Source organism: Streptomyces sp. NPDC048718, assembly GCF_043198875.1.
GTDB lineage: Bacteria > Actinomycetota > Actinomycetes > Streptomycetales > Streptomycetaceae > Streptomyces.
This window is the reverse complement of sequence record NZ_JBICVG010000020.1, coordinates 1-15,240: the sequence shown is the minus strand read 5'-3', so window position 1 is coordinate 15,240 and position 15,240 is coordinate 1. Positions and strand designations below refer to the sequence as shown.

General features: G+C 71.8%; 14 protein-coding genes. 8 read left to right on the top strand and 6 right to left on the bottom strand.

All coding sequences use genetic code 11. The features are described 5' to 3' along the window. The first annotated feature begins 2 nt into the window (after positions 1-2). Both ACGFRB_RS29630 and ACGFRB_RS29625 read left to right on the top strand, forming a co-directional pair. Positions 3-983, top strand: a complete 981-nt coding sequence (locus ACGFRB_RS29630; protein ID WP_363003744.1) for an alpha-ketoacid dehydrogenase subunit beta — start codon at positions 3-5, stop codon at positions 981-983. A 31-nt stretch (positions 984-1,014) separates the two neighbouring features. Beyond that, on the top strand, positions 1,015-2,439 hold the full coding sequence (locus ACGFRB_RS29625) for a dihydrolipoamide acetyltransferase family protein (protein ID WP_393247531.1): 1,425 nt from the start codon (positions 1,015-1,017) through the stop codon (positions 2,437-2,439). A gap of 108 nt (positions 2,440-2,547) precedes the next feature. On the opposite strand, the gene ACGFRB_RS29620 is transcribed toward ACGFRB_RS29625, so the two are convergent. After that, the gene (locus tag ACGFRB_RS29620; protein ID WP_393247415.1) at positions 2,548-2,871 is read right to left on the bottom strand and encodes a hypothetical protein; all 324 of its coding nucleotides are present in this window, start codon (positions 2,869-2,871) and stop codon (positions 2,548-2,550) included. A 234-nt stretch (positions 2,872-3,105) separates the two neighbouring features. Here ACGFRB_RS29620 and ACGFRB_RS29615 point away from each other — a divergent pair, with 234 nt between their 5' ends. The 3 genes from ACGFRB_RS29615 (at position 3,106) to ACGFRB_RS29605 (ending at position 5,754) form a co-directional block, all read left to right on the top strand. Continuing rightward, positions 3,106-3,516, top strand: coding sequence for a hypothetical protein (locus ACGFRB_RS29615; protein ID WP_393247413.1), 411 nt, complete (start codon positions 3,106-3,108; stop codon positions 3,514-3,516). Between the two features lie 211 nt (positions 3,517-3,727). After that, a complete protein-coding gene (locus tag ACGFRB_RS29610) occupies positions 3,728-4,411 on the top strand; it encodes a GntR family transcriptional regulator (protein WP_393247411.1) in 684 nt (227 codons plus the stop codon). Further along, positions 4,408-5,754 carry a nitrate/nitrite transporter gene (locus ACGFRB_RS29605; protein WP_393247409.1) on the top strand — a complete coding sequence of 449 codons (1,347 nt, stop codon included), beginning with the start codon at positions 4,408-4,410 and terminating at the stop codon, positions 5,752-5,754. The genes ACGFRB_RS29610 and ACGFRB_RS29605 overlap by 4 nt, the downstream gene beginning before the upstream one ends. A gap of 195 nt (positions 5,755-5,949) precedes the next feature. Here the strand turns inward: ACGFRB_RS29605 and ACGFRB_RS29600 are convergent, their stop codons facing one another. Continuing rightward, a complete protein-coding gene (locus ACGFRB_RS29600; RefSeq protein WP_363003754.1) occupies positions 5,950-6,777 on the bottom strand; it encodes a maleylpyruvate isomerase family mycothiol-dependent enzyme in 828 nt (275 codons plus the stop codon). 172 nt (positions 6,778-6,949) lie between these two features. Here ACGFRB_RS29600 and ACGFRB_RS29595 point away from each other — a divergent pair, with 172 nt between their 5' ends. Next, positions 6,950-7,813 (top strand): carbon-nitrogen family hydrolase, encoded by an 864-nt coding sequence (locus ACGFRB_RS29595; protein ID WP_393247408.1) that lies wholly within the window; start codon positions 6,950-6,952, stop codon positions 7,811-7,813. A gap of 80 nt (positions 7,814-7,893) precedes the next feature. Here ACGFRB_RS29595 and ACGFRB_RS29590 read toward each other — a convergent pair whose 3' ends face one another. From ACGFRB_RS29590 to ACGFRB_RS29580, 3 genes are read right to left on the bottom strand one after another with little or no spacing between them, the layout of a single operon-like run. Next, positions 7,894-8,385, bottom strand: a complete 492-nt coding sequence (locus ACGFRB_RS29590; RefSeq protein WP_393247406.1) for an LURP-one-related/scramblase family protein — start codon at positions 8,383-8,385, stop codon at positions 7,894-7,896. A gap of 28 nt (positions 8,386-8,413) precedes the next feature. Continuing rightward, entirely contained in the window at positions 8,414-9,166 is a 753-nt protein-coding gene (locus ACGFRB_RS29585; protein WP_393247404.1) for a hypothetical protein, read from the bottom strand. Between the two features lie 17 nt (positions 9,167-9,183). Then, positions 9,184-10,758, bottom strand: a complete 1,575-nt coding sequence (locus ACGFRB_RS29580; RefSeq protein WP_393247402.1) for a hypothetical protein — start codon at positions 10,756-10,758, stop codon at positions 9,184-9,186. 262 nt (positions 10,759-11,020) lie between these two features. On the opposite strand from ACGFRB_RS29580, the gene ACGFRB_RS29575 reads away from it, so the two are divergent. Continuing rightward, positions 11,021-12,889 carry a thioredoxin-like domain-containing protein gene (locus ACGFRB_RS29575; protein WP_393247400.1) on the top strand — a complete coding sequence of 623 codons (1,869 nt, stop codon included), beginning with the start codon at positions 11,021-11,023 and terminating at the stop codon, positions 12,887-12,889. A gap of 125 nt (positions 12,890-13,014) precedes the next feature. On the opposite strand, the gene ACGFRB_RS29570 is transcribed toward ACGFRB_RS29575, so the two are convergent. After that, entirely contained in the window at positions 13,015-14,322 is a 1,308-nt protein-coding gene (locus ACGFRB_RS29570) for a M18 family aminopeptidase (RefSeq protein ID WP_393247398.1), read from the bottom strand. Positions 14,323-14,843: 521 nt separating this feature from the next. Here ACGFRB_RS29570 and ACGFRB_RS29565 point away from each other — a divergent pair. Further along, positions 14,844-15,035, top strand: a complete 192-nt coding sequence (locus ACGFRB_RS29565; RefSeq protein WP_363003766.1) for a hypothetical protein — start codon at positions 14,844-14,846, stop codon at positions 15,033-15,035. The last annotated feature ends 205 nt before the right edge of the window (positions 15,036-15,240 follow it).

Below are 15,240 nucleotides of genomic sequence, written 5' to 3'. Positions count from 1 at the left end.
TCATGGCTGTTCAGAAGCTTCCCCTGGCCAAGGCGCTCAACGAGTCGCTGCGCAAGGCCCTGGAGACCGACCCCAAGGTCCTCGTCATGGGCCTGGACGTCGGCAAGCTCGGCGGTGTCTTCCGGATCACCGACGGTCTGCAGAAGGACTTCGGCGAGGACCGGGTCATCGACACCCCGCTCGCCGAGTCCGGCATCGTCGGCACCGCGATCGGTCTGGCCCTGCGCGGCTACCGGCCGGTCGTCGAGATCCAGTTCGACGGTTTCGTCTTCCCCGCGTACGACCAGATCGTCACCCAGCTCGCCAAGATGCACGCCCGGTCGCTCGGCAAGGTGAAGATGCCGATCGTCATCCGCATCCCGTACGGCGGCGGCATCGGCGCGGTCGAGCACCATTCCGAGTCCCCCGAGTCGCTCTTCGCGCATGTCGCGGGCCTCAAGGTGGTCACCCCGGCGAACTCCTCGGACGCCTACTGGATGCTCCAGCAGGCCATCCAGAGCGACGACCCGGTGATCTTCTTCGAGCCGAAGCGCCGTTACTGGGACAAGGGCGAGCTGGACACCGAGGCCATCCCCGGCGAGCTGCACAAGGCCCGGGTCGCCCGCGAGGGCACGGACCTGACCCTCGCCGCGTACGGCCCGATGGTGAAGACCTGCCTGGAGGCGGCCGCGGCCGCCGCCGAGGAGGGCAAGTCGGTCGAGGTCCTCGACCTGCGCTCGATCTCCCCGCTGGACTTCGACACCATCCAGGCCTCGGTCGAGAAGACCCGCCGCCTGGTCGTGGTCCACGAGGCCCCGGTCTTCTTCGGCTCCGGCGCGGAGATCGCCGCCCGGATCACCGAGCGCTGCTTCTACCACCTGGAGGCCCCGGTCCTGCGGGTCGGCGGCTACCACGCGCCGTACCCGCCGGCGCGCCTCGAAGAGGAGTATCTGCCGGGTCTGGACCGCGTGCTCGACGCCGTCGACCGCTCGCTGGCGTTCTGAGGAGAGCATCGTGACGATCCGCGAATTCAAGATGCCCGACGTGGGCGAGGGCCTGACCGAGGCCGAGATCCTCAAGTGGTACGTCCAGCCCGGTGACACCGTCACCGACGGCCAGGTCGTCTGCGAGGTGGAGACGGCGAAGGCGGCGGTGGAGCTGCCGATCCCGTTCGACGGGACGGTGCACGAGCTGCGCTTCCCCGAGGGCACGACGGTCGACGTCGGCGAGATCATCATCTCGGTGAACGTGGGCGGCGAAGCGGCCCCCGCGCCCGCGCCTGCCGCCGAGGCTCCGGCCGCCGCGGCCCCCGCGCCCGCTGCCGTCCCCGCCCCGGCGCCCGCCGCCGAGGAGGCCGAGCCGGAGGGCCGCCAGCCTGTTCTGGTCGGGTACGGCGTGGCCGCGACGTCCACCAAGCGCCGCGCCCGCAAGACGGTCCCGGCACCCGCTGCCGCCGCTCCGGCCGCTGCTCCGGCGCCCGCCGCGGCTCCGGCTCCGGTGGCGCAGGACCGGCTGAACGGTCACGGCCCGGCCGCCGACCGTCCGCTGGCCAAGCCGCCGGTCCGCAAGCTCGCGAAGGACCTCGGCGTCGACCTGGCGACGGTCACCCCGACCGGTCCGGACGGCGTCGTCACCCGTGACGACGTGCACCGCGCCGCGGCCCCGGCCGAGGCTCCGGTGACCCCGGCTCCGGCGCCGGTGGCCGAGTCCCAGGCTCCGGCCCCGGCAGCGGTGCCCGCTCCGGCCGGCGCGGCGGACGCCCGGGAGACCCGTATCCCCATCAAGGGCGTACGGAAGGCCACGGCGGCGGCGATGGTCGGCTCGGCCTTCACCGCGCCGCATGTCACCGAGTTCGTGACCTTCGACATCACGCGCACGATGAAGCTGGTCGAGGAGCTCAAGTCCGACAAGGACATGGCGGGGCTGCGGGTCAACCCGCTGCTGCTCATCGCGAAGGCGGTTCTCGTCGCGATCAAGCGCAACCCGGGTGTCAACGCGGCCTGGGACGAGGCCGCCCAGGAGATCGTGCTCAAGCACTACGTCAACCTGGGCATCGCCGCGGCGACCCCGCGCGGCCTCATCGTCCCGAACATCAAGGACGCGCACGCGCAGGCCCTGCCGGACCTGTCGCGGTCCCTCAGCGAGCTGGTCGCCACGGCCCGCGAGGGCAAGACCACCCCGGCGGCCATGCAGGGCGGCACCTTCACCATCACCAACGTCGGCGTCTTCGGCGTCGACACCGGTACGCCCATCCTCAACCCGGGCGAGTCCGCGATCCTCGCGGTCGGCGCGATCAAGCTCCAGCCCTGGGTCCACAAGGGCAAGGTGAAGGCGCGCCAGGTCACCACCCTGGCGCTGTCCTTCGATCACCGTCTGGTCGACGGCGAACTCGGCTCCAAGTTCCTCGCCGATGTCGCCGCGGTCCTGGAGCAGCCGAAGCGGCTCATCACCTGGGGCTGACACCCGAGTTGGCCGGATCGGCCTGTTTCACGTGAAACATGCGCCCGGTCGGGGACGGAGACCGTCCCCGACCGGGCGCGTTGCCGTTCTCCCCTGGCGCGGACCGCCTCACGCGGTGCGTCTCAGCTCGTCGGCCCCGCCCGAGGACCGGCCCGTGGTCCCGCCCGAGGACCGGCCCGTAGTCCCGCCCGGGGACCGGCCCGGGGACCGGCCCGTGCTCCGGCCGCCGTGCCCTTGCGTGCCCGGTACGGCGCGGCGCCCCAGGGCGAATCCGAGAGCGAAACGGCTGGTGCAGCCGTACTCCTCCATCAGCATGCGGACGCGCCGCTGGACGGTGCGCTCGCTGAGCGCGAGCGCCCGCGAGATACGGTCGTCGCTCCATCCCTGGACCAACAGGGCGACGATGTTCGCGTACTCCCCCATGTGGTGCACGACGGATCTCCTTCAGTTCGCCAGCCCCCCGGCCTTGGCGTACCTGCCCAACGTAGCCCCTGTCACACAGCCTCTGCACAGGGCCCTCTCAGTCAACTTGCCTTGTCCACAAGGAGTGTCGGGAACCCGACAGGTTGCCCGGGAATCCTGGTCGGTGCCGGGTCCCGTGCGGTTGGCTTTCGCATGGAAAGGGATTCCACCCACCTTCCACCCACACCTTCGAAGGGGAACACCATGAAGTTGCGCATCGCTGCCCTGGCCGGCGTCGCGGGCCTCACCGGAATGCTGGCCCTGGCGGGTCCCGCGCAGGCCACTGAAGTCGTGCCGACGGTCAAGGCGGCCACGGCGATCAACGGCGACTACTGCATCGAGGCCGCCGGAGGCATCGCCTGCTTCCAGGCCTACGGCGACAAGTTCATCATGGGGGACTACAAGGCGGACGGGCTGCGGGTGATCGCGGACTGGGAGACGGACTACGGGCGTTTGGGTGAGTGTCACCACACCGGTGGGGCCGGCTCCACCGGCGTCTGCAACTACGACATGCGCGAGGACGGCAAGGTCCGCTTCCGCCTGGTGCTGCGTGACGGCGCCACCGGCCCCAACGCGTACACGACCGCCTGGAGCCCCTGGATCCTGATCAGCTGATCGCGCGTTCCGGGCTTGGGAACGGGAGACTTCAGCCCGGATCGCACGCGATCGCGCGACTCGTCTGTTTCACGTGACACACCCGGCCGGAGGCGAATCTCGCCTCCGGCCGGGTGTTTCGCGTGGCCGGATCAGAGCCCTGGCCGCCCGTCCTCGTATCGCATCGTGGACGGGTTCTTTTTCGTCCACCTGTTGTATCTAAGCTGTACGCATGCCATCAGCCCCAGCTCCCGCCCCCGAGTCCGCTCCCGTCTCCGCCAAGCAGCCGCCCGCCGCCGACCGCGTGTACACCCACGTCAAACAAGCGGTGCTCGACCGCCGCTACGAGGGCGGGACCCTGCTCACCGAAGGGGAGCTGGCGCAGGCCGTCGGGGTGTCGCGGACGCCCGTGCGCGAGGCGCTGCTGAAGCTGGAGATGGAAGGGCTGCTCAAGCTCTACCCGAAGAAGGGCGCCCTGGTGCTCGCCGTCTCCGCCCAGGAGATCGCGGACGTCGTCGAGACCCGGCTGCTCGTCGAGGAGTTCGCCGTCCGGCGGGCCGTGCCCGCCCCCGCCACGCTGATCACCCGCCTCGAAGGGCTCCTCGCGGAGCAGAAACGGCGCGCCGAGGCCGGTGACCTGGCCGAGGTGTCGGTGACCGACCGCTGCTTCCACGCCGAGATCGTGCGGCACGCCGGCAACCAGATCCTGGCCCGTCTCTACGACCAGCTACGCGATCGCCAGCTGCGGATGGGAGTCGCCGTGATGCAGGCCCACCCCGGCCGCGTCGCCCAGAACATCGCCGAACACGACGAGATCCTCGACCGGATCAAGGAGGGCGACGCCGAGGGCGCCGCCCGCTGCGTCCGGCGCCACCTCGGCCGGGTCCAGGACCTGGTGCGCGGTGACGCCCGGTGAGCCGCCGCGATCGCGGCCGTAACGGATACGGCGGCGCCGTCAGTCTGCCCGGTGACCCGCCCGGCGGCCGGCGCGCCGTCCTGGTCTGGGGCGTCGGTGTCGCGGTCTATTTCGTCGCCGTCATCTTCCGTACGTCCCTCGGTGTCGCCGGCCTCGACGCCGCCGACCGGTTCCATGTCAACGCGTCGGCCCTGTCGACCTTCTCCATACTCCAGCTGCTCGTCTACGCGGGCATGCAGATACCCGTCGGCCTCATGGTCGACCGGCTCGGCACCAAGAAGGTGCTGACCCTCGGCGTCGTGCTCTTCACCCTCGGCCAGCTGGGCTTCGCGCTCTCCCCGTCGTACGCCATGGCGCTCGGTTCGCGCGCCCTGCTCGGCAGCGGCGACGCGATGACCTTCATCAGCGTGCTGCGGCTCGGCGCCCGCTGGTTCCCCGCCCGGCGCGGCCCTCTCGTCGGCCAGATCGCCGCCCTGTGCGGCATGGCGGGCAACCTCGTCTCGACGATCTTCCTCTCCCGCACCCTGCACGGACTGGGCTGGACCGAGACCTTCGTCGGCAGCTCCCTCGCCGGTGTCGTCGTCCTCGTACTGCTCCTGGCGTTCCTCAAGGACCACCCCGAGGGTTACGAGCCGGCGCCCGCGCCGGTCGCGTCCGCCGCGCACGCGGGCGGCATCGCGTTCGTGCGCCGGCAGATCGCCGACTCCTGGCGCGAGCCGGGCACCCGGCTCGGCATGTGGGTGCACTTCACCACTCAGTTCCCCGCGATGGTGTTCCTGCTGCTGTGGGGCCTGCCGTTCCTCGTCGAGGACCAGGGCCTGTCCCGGGGCACGGCGGGCGAGCTGCTCACCCTGGTCGTGCTCTCGAACATGACGGTCGGACTGGCGTACGGCCAGATCATCGCCCGCCACCATGCCGCCCGCGCGCCGCTCGCGCTCGGCACCGTCGCCGCCACCGCCTTGCTGTGGGCCACCACCCTGGTCTACCCGGGCGACCGGGCGCCGATGGGGCTGCTCGTCGTGCTGTGCGTGGTCCTCGGTGCCTGCGGGCCCGCCTCGATGATCGGCTTCGACTTCGCCCGACCCGCCAACCCGCCGGAGCGTCAGGGCACCGCCTCGGGAATCGTCAACATGGGTGGATTCATCGCCTCGATGACGACCCTTCTCGCCATCGGTGTCCTGCTCGACGCGACCGGCGACAACTACCGGATCGCGTTCTCCTCGGTGTTCGTCCTCCAGGCGCTGGGCGTCACCCAGATCGTCCGGCTCAAGGCGCGCACCACCCGCCGTGAGCGCGAGCGCCTGGTCGCGAGCCGTGTGGAGGCCGTGCACGTACCGGCGTGAGCGGGCGCGTGCGGGGAGCCCGCGCGTATCGGGCGTGTACGGGTGCGCGCGCCGCGAGAGACGGCGCGTACCGGCGTCAGCGGGCCCCCTTCCCCTGCATCCGCCAGGGAAGGGGGCCCGCTCATGCCGTACGCCCACCGTGAGTCCGCCCGGGGCCGTCGCGGCTACGCGGCTACTGGGCTGCCGGCCGCTCGGCTACTTCGGCGTGACCGCGAAGCGCTCCAGGATCGCCTCCGCCAGCTTCTCGTCGCCCTCGATCTTCACCCGGTCGGGTACCTCGGCCGCCCGGACCCGGCCGCAGGCCAGTCGTACATACGTTTCCCAGTCCATCGCCAGGGTCACCGCGGGGCCGAGCGACGGCGTGCCGTCGATCGAGCCGTTGCCCTGGGCGTCCACCCGTACCGTCCGCAGGAACTCCACCGGTCCGGTCACGTCCAGCACCACCGCCGAACCCGCCGGTGCGCCCGCCTCCTTGGCCACCACGTCCGGCAGCGCCTCCAGCAGGAAGTCCCGCGCGACGTACGCGCCGGGCGAGTCCAGATTGCCGGGCACGCCGAGCGCGGCCCGCAGATCCTGCTCGTGCACCCAGCAGTCGAAGGCCCGGGTCCGGTAGGCCACTTCGAGGGTCTGTTCGGCGCTCAGCGGGGCGCGGACCATGGCGTCGGGGGCCCGGTTCTCGTTGCGCAGCTGCCGCGCCCGGCGGATCAGCACGTACTCCAGCTCGGCGGTCATCTCCGGCGAGGTGTGGTGCCGCCGCACGTCGACCTGCATCTCCATGTAGCGGGCGTGGTCCGTCCGTACGTGGAACAGGTCGCGGGGCAGGCTGTGGATCGGCCGCGGGTCTCCCAGCATCTCGGTCTCCATGCCGATGACATGGGAGACGATGTCGCGCACCGACCAGCTCGGGCAGGGGGTGGCGCGGTTCCACTCGCCCTCGGCGAGCGGCTGAACCAACTCGGCGATCGCTTCCACGGCATGGGTCCAGGCGTCGGCGTAGTTCTGGAGGCTGGGATGGACGGTCACGGGACCCCTCGGCGGTTCTTCGGTGCGCGGGCTGAAGTGGCGGGCGGGCTGGGAACATGGCTGCGTGGGAGGCTCGGACGCTAAGTTACGCTGCCCGAAGGCACCCCGGCAGTGCTTTCGTGTGACGATCGTAGGCCGGTGTTGACGGCTCGAATGCCAGGACGGTGGTAGTGTGCGCGCCTCGCTGATCCAGATCGCGGTAGACCCGGACGAACCAGTCGACGACAGGCGGGCGCGCGTGGCCCGGCTGGTGCGGGAGGAACGGGGCGCCGCCGACCTCGTGGTCCTGCCGGAGCTGTGGCCGACCGGTGCGTTCGCCTATGAGGCGTTCGCCGCCGAGGCGGAACCCCTGAAGGGTCCCACCTACGGGATGATGGCCGCCGCCGCGCGGGACGCCGGAGTGTGGCTGCACGCGGGGTCGATCGTCGAGAAGGTCCCCGGCACCAGCACCAGCACCAGCAGCAGCGGCGGCGGTACGACCGGTCCGGGTGCGGGAGCCCTCTACAACACCTCGCTCGTCTTCTCCCCCGACGGCGAACTCGTCGCCTCCTACCGCAAGATCCACCGTTTCGGCTTCGACAAGGGTGAGGCCGTGCTGATGGCGGCCGGCGAGGATCTCGTCACCGTCGACCTGCCGCGGCTCACCGTCGGCGTCGCCACCTGCTACGACCTGCGCTTCCCGGAACTCTTCCGCGGTCTGGTCGACTCCGGCGCCGAGGCGTTCGTGATCCCGGCCGGCTGGCCCGCCCGCCGCCGAGGGCACTGGACGCTGCTCGCGCGGGCGCGCGCCGTCGAGAACCAGGCGTACGTGCTGGCCTGCGGCACCGCCGGTACGCACGCGGACGTCGAACAGGCCGGCCACTCGATCGTCGTGGACCCGTGGGGCGAGGTCCTGGCGGAGGCCGGTCCCGGTGAGGAGACCCTGCGGGTCGTCGTCGACCCGGCGAAGGTGGCGTCGACGCGGGAGCAGTTCCCGGCCCTGAAGGACCGCGTGCTGGGTCGGGGTCAGGGGCAGAACCAGGGGCTGGCGCTGTAGAACACGGGCCCGGGAGCCCGGGCCCCGGAGCCCGGGACCCGCAGGACCCGTAGGGGCGGGCCCCGGGCCGTCCCCGGTCCTCAGTCCTCCCGTTCCCGCTCGGCCATCCGGATCACGCACACCGCGACCGCGATGAGCAGGGCGGGATCGGCGTCGTCACGGACGACGTTCACGGCGTACGTGTCGCGCACGTGGAACCACTGGCGGGAGATGTGGGCGAGGAGTTCGTCCTCGTACTCGACGGTGAACTCCCGGTCCAGCACCCGCCCGCTGACATCGAGCTCGGTGCCGTCGACGAGGCTCACCCGGAAGTGGTTGCGCAGCAGCGAGAGCCGCTTGCGGCGGATGGTGGCGAGCGGGCGGTCGTCGCGCTCGATGGTCATCGTGTCGCGCAGGCTGAACATCTTCTGCCGCAGGGTGGCGAGGATCTGCCCGTCCGGGTCCTTCAGCTCCAGGGTGTCGCGCAGCCGCAGCGCCTTGCCGTCGACGAGGAAGGCCTGGCGGCCGTACTCGTCCTCGATCCAGTAGTCGTCGCCGATGGCGAGGATCTTGTCCCGTACCAGGTACTTCATGGTGGCCTCTCGTGGAACGCCGGTTCGCTCAGACGGGGAAGTAGCGGGTGAACGGGGTCGAGTTCGCCCCGAACAGGTCGCCGAAGGGCGCGTTCAGCTGCTGGATGAGCAGCACGGTGAAGGCGATGAAGCCGGACAGGCCCATCACCATCACCACATGGGTGGTGGTGCGTTCGATCCCGAAGAGGAACATGAACGCGACGGTCAGCACACCGCCGATGATCAGACCGGCCCACAGCACCGACGACAGACTCTCCTGGGAGGCCGCCTCCCGGCTGCGGCGCGCGTCGTCCACATCGCTGAGCTGTGCCGTCAACTCCTGCGAGACGATCTGCTGTTCGGTGGTGCCGTTGTCGCTGATGCGGGCGGCGTCGCGCAGTTGCGCCAGCAGGTTCCAGCCCTCGGAGCCGAGGGGCTGGCGGGCGATCATCACCGGCCATTCGACATGGACCACATGGGCGGCGTAGGCGGTCGCGGCGTTGCGGACGGCCTGCTTCTGCGCGGTGGGGAAGACATCGGCGAGCAGATACGTCTGGTGCAGGGCGCTGGCCTCGGCCTGGACGGCGTCGGACGCGGCCGAGCGGGTGTCCCAGACGGAGACGAGGCACAGGCCGAGTACGAGCGCGTAGAGGACCGAGACCATCATCGCGATGTACTCGGCGACGTCCTCGCGCGGCTCCTCGTCCTCCCCGACCGGGAACAGCCGGTTCTTGACGACCACGGCGAGCGCGGAGACGAGGGCCACGACGAAGGTGAGGACGAGGGTCTCGGACAGAGCCATGGGTCTCCCAGGGGTGTTCAGAGGTTGCGGGAGCCGAACAGGGCGGCGGCGACGGCGGCGGGGACGAGGAGCAGGAGCAGGATCCAGGCGATGCCGAGGTGGGGGATCTGACGGGCCCGGTGGCGCAGCCGGGGCAGCAGGGCCTCCTCGTTTCCGGCGGCCGAGGGGGGACGGGCACCGGGCGGACGGGCGGTCCCGGTCCCGGTTCCGGCTGTGGTCCCGTTTCCGGTCCCGGTCCCGGTCCCGGTTGTGGTCCCGTTTCCGGTCCCGGTCCCGGTTCCGGCTGTGGTCCCGTTTCCGGTCCCGGCGCCCGGCGCCAGACCCTCCGCCGGCAGGCCTTCCTCGGCGCCGGACGGGCCGGTGCCGGTGCCGGTGGGAGCGGTCGAGGAGGCCAGGGCTTCTTCGGCGGCGGCTGCGAGAGCGGCGGCAGCCGCCGCGGCGGCCCGCGCGAGGGCGGCGGCGGCTCCGGTGGCAGCGCCCGCCCCCGCTCCGGCGCCCGCACCCGGGGGAGCCGCACCGGCGGCCCCGGCCCCGGCTCCAGCTCCCGCTGTGGCTCCGGCTCCGGCTCCCGCTGTGGCTCCTGCTCCGGCTCCGGCCACGGCCCCGGCTCCCGGCGCGGGCGGTACGGCCGCTCCGGGCCCCGTACGCGTACCCGCACCCGTACCGCCCGTGCCGCCCGCGGCCCCCGCTCCACCGGCCCCCGCACCACCCGCACCGGCGGCCCCTGCCCCCGCCCCGGCACCGGATCTGGCCTCCCGGCCGCCCGGGATCCGGAAGGCGGCCGTGGCGTCGGCGGTGAGGAGAGGGGGCGGGACGCGGCTGCCGTCCTCGGCCAGGGTCGTGATCCGGTCGGTGCCGGTGACCCGTCCGGTGCTGCGGTACGACCCCGGGGGGCGCCGTACCGTCGCCGTGCACCCGGCGGACACCCCGGGCGCCAGCGCCGTCACGCACCCCGGCGCGCCGGGGGCGGCGCCGAGGGCCGTGTCGGTGAGCCGGAGCTCGTACAGGGGCCGGTCGCCCCGGTTGGTGACGGTGTACGAGACGACCGCCTCGTCCCCGGCGACCCGTACGGTCTCGGCGAGGGCGAGCGCGCCGCCCACCCCCTCGTACCCGGCGCGAGCGGAGGCGGTGAGCCGCCGGCCGAGCGACGGGACGTCGCCCTGGGCGGTGACCGTACCCACCTGCTTTCCCGCGAGGGCCGGGAAGCGGGCGGTGCACTCCAGGGAGCCGAGCGCGGCGAGCGTACGGGCCGGGCAGCTGATCCGCCCGCCGGGCACTTGGCCGTCGGTGACCGTCACCCCGTACAGATCGGCCTCACCCCCGTTGACCAGCCGATATCGCTTCACGACCGCCGCGCCCGTCCGCACGAGCGGCCCGGGCAGTCCGGGGACGGTGTCGACGGTGACGGTCAGACCGAGGGCGTTCTCGCCGATGCCGCCCGCCTGCGCGGGCAGATACGGACACAGCGCGAGGACGAACGCCAGGGCGAGGGCGGCGGAGGCGAGAGGGAGGAGGGGCGGAAGCGATGCGGGGGGCGGATGCGGTACAAGGGGCCGCCGCGGGGCGTGAGATGTGTGGGACGTGAGAGACACGCGGGGCGTGCGGGCCGGGCACGGTCCCCGCGTGTCCCGCATAAAGCCTCCCGGCCTAATAGTCGGATGATCGTGCCGCACAGCCATGCTGTGCGCCTCCGTCCCACCCGCCCCCGGCACGACACGCGCATTCACCCGTTTCCCTCGCGGGGCCCCTCCCTCGGCTCCGTCCCTCTTGCGAGGCTGTCCTCTGCCTGGGCGCCGAGTCCCGCCGCCATCCGCGTGTGATCCGCCGTTCACACACGAATGGCAAGCTTGAACCATGAACGATGCCGCCCCCGCGTCCGCTGCCGCCCCCGCTCCCGAGGCCCGCCGCCGGGTCCGTGTCCGCGCCCCCGAACTCGTCGGCAAGGGCGGCTGGCTCAATACCGGCGGGGACGAACCGACCCTCGCCGACCTGCGCGGCAAGATCGTTCTGCTCGATTTCTGGACCTTCTGCTGCATCAACTGCCTGCACGTCCTCGACGAGCTGCGCGAGCTGGAGGAGAAGCACCGCGACACGCTCGTCATCGTCGGCGTCCACTCGCCGAAGTTCGTGCACGAGGCCGAGCACCAGGCGGTCGTCGACGCCGTCGAGCGCTACGAGGTGCACCACCCGGTGCTCGACGACCCGGAGCTGACGACCTGGAAGCAGTACGCCGTACGGGCCTGGCCGACGCTCGTCGTCATCGACCCCGAGGGCTACGTCGTCGCCCAGCACGCGGGCGAGGGCCACGCCAACGCGATCCGGACCCTGGTGGAGGAGCTGGAGGCGGAGCACGAGGCGAAGGGGACGCTGCGGCGCGGCGACGGACCGTACGTGCCGCCGGAGCCGGCCGCCACCGATCTGCGCTTCCCCGGCAAGGCGGTCGTGCTGCCGTCCGGGAACCTGCTCGTCTCCGACACCACCCGCCACCAGCTCGTCGAGCTGGCGGAGGACGGCGAGACCGTCGTCCGCCGCATCGACGGCGCGGGCGGCGCGGGCGGCACGGCGGCGGGCGCGGACGGTACTACTGGCGTGGACGGCGGGTTCCGTGAGCCGCAGGGCCTCGCGCTGCTGCCGTCCGGGCAGGTCGTCGTCGCCGACACCGTCCACCACGCGCTGAAGCTGTTCGACCCGGCCACCGGCACGGTCGAGCGGATCGCGGGCACCGGCCGCCAGTGGTGGCAGGGCTCGCCGACCTCCGGCCCGGCCCTGGAGGTGGACCTGTCCTCGCCGTGGGACGTGGCCTGGTGGCGCGGCAAGGTGTGGATCGCGATGGCGGGGGTGCACCAGATCTGGACGTACGACCCGGAGACGGGCACCGTCGAAGTCGCGGCCGGCACCACCAACGAGGGCCTGGTCGACGGGCCCGCCGCCGAGGCGTGGTTCGCGCAGCCGTCGGGGCTCGCCGCCGCCGGGGACCGGCTGTGGATCGCGGACTCGGAGACCAGCGCCCTGCGCTACATCGACACCGACGACGTGGTGCACACCGCCGTCGGCACCGGCCTGTTCGACTTCGGCCACCGCGACGGCGCGGCGGACCAGGCACTGTTCCAGCACCCGCTGGGCGTGACCGTCCTGCCCGACGGCTCGGTAGCCGTCTGCGACACGTACAACCACGCCCTGCGCCGCTTCGACCCGGCGAGCGGCGAGGTCACCACCCTGGCCACGGATCTGCGCGAGCCGAGCGACGCGGTCGTCGTCGGCGAGGACGTCGTGGTCGTCGAGTCGGCCCGGCACCGGCTGACCCGGCTGCGGCTGCCGGAGGAGGCGGTACGGGTCGAGGCCGTCGCCCACCGCACCCGGCGCGAGGCCACCGAGGTCGCCCCGGGCCGGCTGCGTCTCGACGTGGTGTTCCAGGCGCCGAAGGGCCAGAAGCTGGATCAGCGCTACGGGCCGTCGACCCGGCTCCTCGTCTCCTCGACGCCGCCGGAACTGCTGCTGTCCGGCGAGGGCACGGGCACGGACCTGTTCCGGGACCTGGAGCTGAACCCGGAACTCACCGAGGGCGTCCTGCACGTCTCGGCGATGGCCGCGTCCTGCGACGACGACCCGGCGAACGAGTACCCGGCCTGCCATGTCCACCAGCAGGACTGGGGTGTGCCGGTGCGGATCACCGACGCGGGGACGGCCCGGCTGCCGCTGATCCTGGCGGGCATGGACGGCTGACCCGAGCCAGCGTCAGGTTCAAGCCCGCATCGGACCCGGACCCGGACCCGAGCCGGACTCGAACCGGACATGAACGGGCCCGACCACCCTTCCCGGTGGTCGGGCCCGGTGGTGTGGCCTCGGCTTCAGCCCGCCAGGAACGCCACGAGCGCGTTCGCGAGGTGGTGCGGGTCGTCCGAGCCGCACATCTCACGGGCGCTGTGCATCGACAGGCAGGCGACGCCGATGTCGACGGTCGTGATGCCGTGCCGGGCGGCGGTGATCGGGCCGATCGTCGTGCCGCAGGGCATGTCGTTGTTGGAGACGAACGACTGCCACGGCACGCCCGCCTTGTCGCAGGCGGCGGCGAAGATCGCGCGGCCGTTGCCGTCGGTGGCGTACCGCTGGTTGACGTTCACCTTGAGGATCGGGCCGCCGTTGGGGCGCGGGTGGTGCGTCGGGTCGTGGCGCTCGCTGTAGTTGGGGTGTACGGCGTGACCGACGTCGGACGACAGGCACACCGAGCCCGCGAGCGCCCGCGCCTTGTCCTCGTAACCGCCGCCCCGCGCGTACACCGAACGCTCCAGGACGTTGCCGAGCAGCGGGCCCTGGGCGCCGGTGTCGGCCTCGGAGCCGTTCTCCTCGTGGTCGAAGGCGGCGAAGACGGGGATGTACGGCAGGGTGTCCCGGCCCTCGGCCCCGGTGCCCGCGACGGCGGCGAGCGCGGCGGCGCAGGCGTGCACGGACAGCAGGTTGTCCATCCGCGGACCGGCCAGCAGTTCGCCGTCCAGGCCCAGGTAGGCGGGCGCCTCGACCGGATGGGTCATCAGGTCCCAGCCGGTGACGTCCTCGGCGTCCAGGCCGGCCTCCTTGGCGACGAACGCGACGAAGTCGCCCTCGTTCACCTCGCCCAGGCCCCAGATCGGCTGCATGTGGCGCTGACGCTCCAGCTTCAGGCCGTCGTTGGCGCCCCGGTCCAGGTGGATGGCGAGCTGGGGGACACGCAGCAGCGGCCGGTCGACGTTCACCAGGTGGTGGCTGCCGTCGCGCAGGGTCAGCCGGCCGGCGATGCCGAGGTCGCGGTCGAGCCAGCTGTTCATCAGCGGCCCGCCGTAGACCTCGACGGCGACCTGGCGCCAGCCCTCGCGGCCGAAGTCGGGCCGGGGCTTGACCCGCAGGTTGGGGGAGTCGGTGTGGGCGCCGATGATGCGGAACGGGGTGTGCGGGGCGGCGCCCTCGGGCACGTACCAGGCGATGATCGCGCCGCCGCGGACCACGTACTTCCCGCCGGCCGTCCCGTCCCAGGCATCGGTCTCCTCGACCTTGCGGAAGCCGGCCTCCTCCAGCCGCGCGGCGGTGCTCGCCACCACGTGGTACGGCGAGGGCGAGGCCGCGAGGAAGGTCATGAGGTCATCGGTGTGGCCGCGGTCGAAGCGGACGGGTGCGCTACTCATGTCGTTCACCTTACGCAGCTCTCGGTATGTGGACGTGGGGTGTTGTCACACCTCGGGGGAAGGGGCCGGCGCGGGGCGCGGTGGCGACGAGAGGCTTCCGACTTCCCTCCCAGTCCCGGCCCCTGTCTCGACCCCGGTCTCCCCTCACCTCGGATGCGCTGTGGATGCCCCATGGACGACCACGTTCCTCTTCCCCGCGCCCGTGCCGGCCGTGCCGCGCGCGAGCGAAACCGGAATCGATAATTCCCTTTTCCGGGCGGGAATTCTGATGTACTCGAGACGGGCCGGCCGGGAATTTCGCCGGGACGTCCCGGGGTCTGAATCGTGGCTTCAGGCAGGAAATGGGTACTTCTGGTCTGCATTCATGAGTCTGATTCCAGGTTCCGGTGGACCTCAGATGTTCCTCAGGTAAAGCCCGGCCCTCTCGCATGGGCCGGGCTGCTCTGTGTAGTGTCCGAATCCGTCGGGGCCCCGAAGAAGCCCCGCCCCTGGCTCCAGGTCAGGGTCTGAGAGGTGGACAAGTGAAATCGCTCATCGGGTCAATCGTCGCCGTTGTTCTTCTGTTCCTCCTTGTTCTCGTGGCGCTGGGTGCGAACTTCGGCGACCTTGAGATCGTGGTGTGGTTCGTGGCGTTCGTCGCGTCCCTCTTCTTCGTGGTGCGCCATCACAGGCGTGGCAGGAGCGAAGGCGGCTCCGGGAGTTCCCCGGTGTAGCCGCCTCCTCTGTTGCCGGGCAGACGAAAAGGGTTCCCCGTTCCGTATTCGGATGAGGGAACCCTTTCTTGTGTGCCCGGGCCCTGGAGGCACTGTGAGTGCGGGCTGGTCTATGGCCGAGTGAGCCGAAGGGGTGCGTCGGGGGAACAGTGCCGAACGCGCGCAGGCCCGCGAGGAACGAGTGGGCCGAGCACGATCGGTGCTG